The 2,559-nt window shown below is 51.9% G+C and carries 2 protein-coding genes and 1 pseudogene; all 3 read left to right on the top strand.

Translation table 11 applies throughout. The features are described from left to right. On the top strand, positions 1–765 hold a 765-nt coding region (locus DT73_RS19480; RefSeq protein ID WP_036113710.1), incomplete at its 5' end, for an RHS repeat-associated core domain-containing protein. Then, positions 765–1,247 (top strand): immunity 26/phosphotriesterase HocA family protein, encoded by a 483-nt coding sequence (locus DT73_RS19485; protein ID WP_036113715.1) that lies wholly within the window; start codon positions 765–767, stop codon positions 1,245–1,247. The genes DT73_RS19480 and DT73_RS19485, both read left to right, overlap by 1 nt. A 98-nt stretch (positions 1,248–1,345) precedes the next feature. Then, positions 1,346–2,559: pseudogene (locus DT73_RS19490) on the top strand (RHS domain-containing protein); the annotation flags it as partial.

Genomic DNA, 2,559 nt, shown 5'->3' on the forward strand with positions numbered 1-2,559 from the left:
GCACCGCTGGCTGCCATTGAGCAGGCGGGCAACGCACCGCAGGCCGATATTTACTGGCTGCACACCGACCTGAACAGCGCACCGCTGGAAGTCACCGATGCTGACGGTAACCTGCGCTGGTCCGGGCAGTACGACACCTTCGGGAAACTGCGCGGCCAGACACCCGGCAGTGCAGGGCTGCGCACCGGCGCGGCTTACGCCCAGCCCCTGCGTTTTGCCGGGCAGTACCAGGATAATGAAAGCGGCCTGCACTATAATCTGTTCCGTTACTATGAGCCGGAGGTGGGCCGGTTTACCACCCAGGACCCGATTGGGCTGGCCGGTGGCTGGAACCTGTATCAGTATGCGCCGAATGTGCTGGGGTGGGTGGATCCGTTAGGATTAACCGCAGTGGATGCTCCTGGCTACCATGTTTATGGCTTATTCGATCCTGGAGCAACACAACCATATTACATTGGTATTACGAACGATATCGAAAGACGGACGATTGAGCACTTAGGTACTGGTCGTTTATCTCCAGGCGCAAGTATGAGGCCAATTGAAACTAATGTTAATTATGGTCAGGCTAGGGGGTATGAACAGTTCTATATAGAAGAATATAAAACTAAGACTGGTATTATTGGTGATGAAATATCCTCAAAAAATCGAGGTAATAAATATAATTCCTTTGATCATAGTAGAACCGATGCTAGAGCAAAGGCGTTTAAAGATACTTATGATAGCAAGAAATTCGGTTCTGGACTAAAAGGTAAGAGGGGATGCTGATGAGTAATATTAAATTTTGGGAATGGGATAAAAAGCCAAGAACGATGCTGCGCTTTGTAAAACCTGGTGATATATTTTGCTTCTCCCTTGGGGATGGTAAATATTATTTTGGCAGAATTATATCAAAATCTATCGTTGGTCATATTGTTGAAATTTTCAATTTCATTTCCGAAGAAAATAAAATCAATCAAGATATAATAGAATCAGCGCATCGACTAATTCCACCATTTGTTTTAGATAGTTATCTTTTGTTTGATAAAAAATATGAAAAAGATGCGGACTGGCGAATCATCGGCCACCAAAGTAATTACACTCCTAGTGGAGTAGATAATATTTATTTTTCCTATGGGTTAGGTGATGGATGTAAGAAAGTGGATGTTTTTGGAAATGAATTTCCTATAACAGAAAAAGAAGCGAGCGTTCTTCCTCCATTAAGCCCTCACTCTAGCTATCATGTTCGTAAACTAATGGAAAGCACTTAAAATAAAAGCAGGGCAGATCATCTCCAGACCCGCCCTGCTTTTATTAAATAGGATAAAATAACGAGAAAATGAAAAACATGTGGCGGAAGATAAACTAAATCGAGCCCAACCACGTACAACTGCACTACGACAGCGCTGGTAACCTGCTGTCTGAACAGGGCGTGAATGGCAAACTGGATTATGAATGGGATGCGCTGGCGAATTTGCTGTCCCTGGCCCTGCCACAGGGTGACCAGTTACAGTGGCTGTATTATGGCTCAGGGCATACCAGTGCCATCAAATTTAACCAGCAACTGGTCAGTGAGTTTACCCGCGACAGGTTACACCGGGAAACCGGGCGCACTCAGGGCTCACTGTTTCAGCAACGGCAGTACGATGAATTTGGCCGCCGCCGCTGGCAAAGCAGTTTCCGCAACGGAACGATCAGCAAACCGGAAGAAGGCCTGCTGTGGCGGGTGTTCCGCTATACCGGCCGTGGCGAGCTGGAAGGGGTGAGTGATGCACTGCGTGGCGAGACACACTACGGCTATGATGCCGAAGGCCGCCTGCAGCAGCACACGGAACCCCGGCAGAGCCTGCGCAGCCGCCACCTGCATTACGACCTGGCCGATAACCTGCTGGGTGAAGACCCGCTCAGTTCCGCTGGTGCCCGGCAACAGCCCGCAGCCATTGTGAGTAACCGCCTCACCACCTGGCAGCAGTTATTTTACCGCTATGATGCCTGGGGTAACCTGGTCAGCCGCCGTCATGGCCAGCATGAGCAGCATTATGCGTATGATGCCGACAACCGCCTGATAAGCGCCCGTGGCCGTGGCCCGGAAGGTGAATTCACCGCACACTATCATTACGATGCGCTGGGCAGGCGGATACGCAAAACTGTCGATTACCGCAACCGGGGAACGGAAACCACCCGTTTCCTGTGGCAGGGCTACCGCCTGCTGCAGGAGCAACGGGATAACGCCACCCGCCGCACCTGGAGTTATGACCCGGCCAGCCCGTGGGCACCGCTGGCTGCCATTGAGCAGGCGGGCAACGCACCGCAGGCCGATATTTACTGGCTGCACACCGACCTGAACAGCGCACCGCTGGAAGTCACCGATGCTGACGGTAACCTGCGCTGGTCCGGGCAGTACGACACCTTCGGGAAACTGCGCGGCCAGACACCCGGCAGTGCCGGGCTGCGCACCGGCGCGGCTTACGCCCAGCCCCTGCGTTTTGCCGGGCAGTGCCAGGATAATGAAAGCGGCCTGCACTATAATCTGTTCCGTTACTATGAACCGGAGGTGGGCCGGTTTACCACCCAGGACCCGAT

The sequence above is a fragment of the Mangrovibacter sp. MFB070 genome, from assembly GCF_000705335.1.
Lineage (GTDB): Bacteria > Pseudomonadota > Gammaproteobacteria > Enterobacterales > Enterobacteriaceae > Mangrovibacter > Mangrovibacter plantisponsor.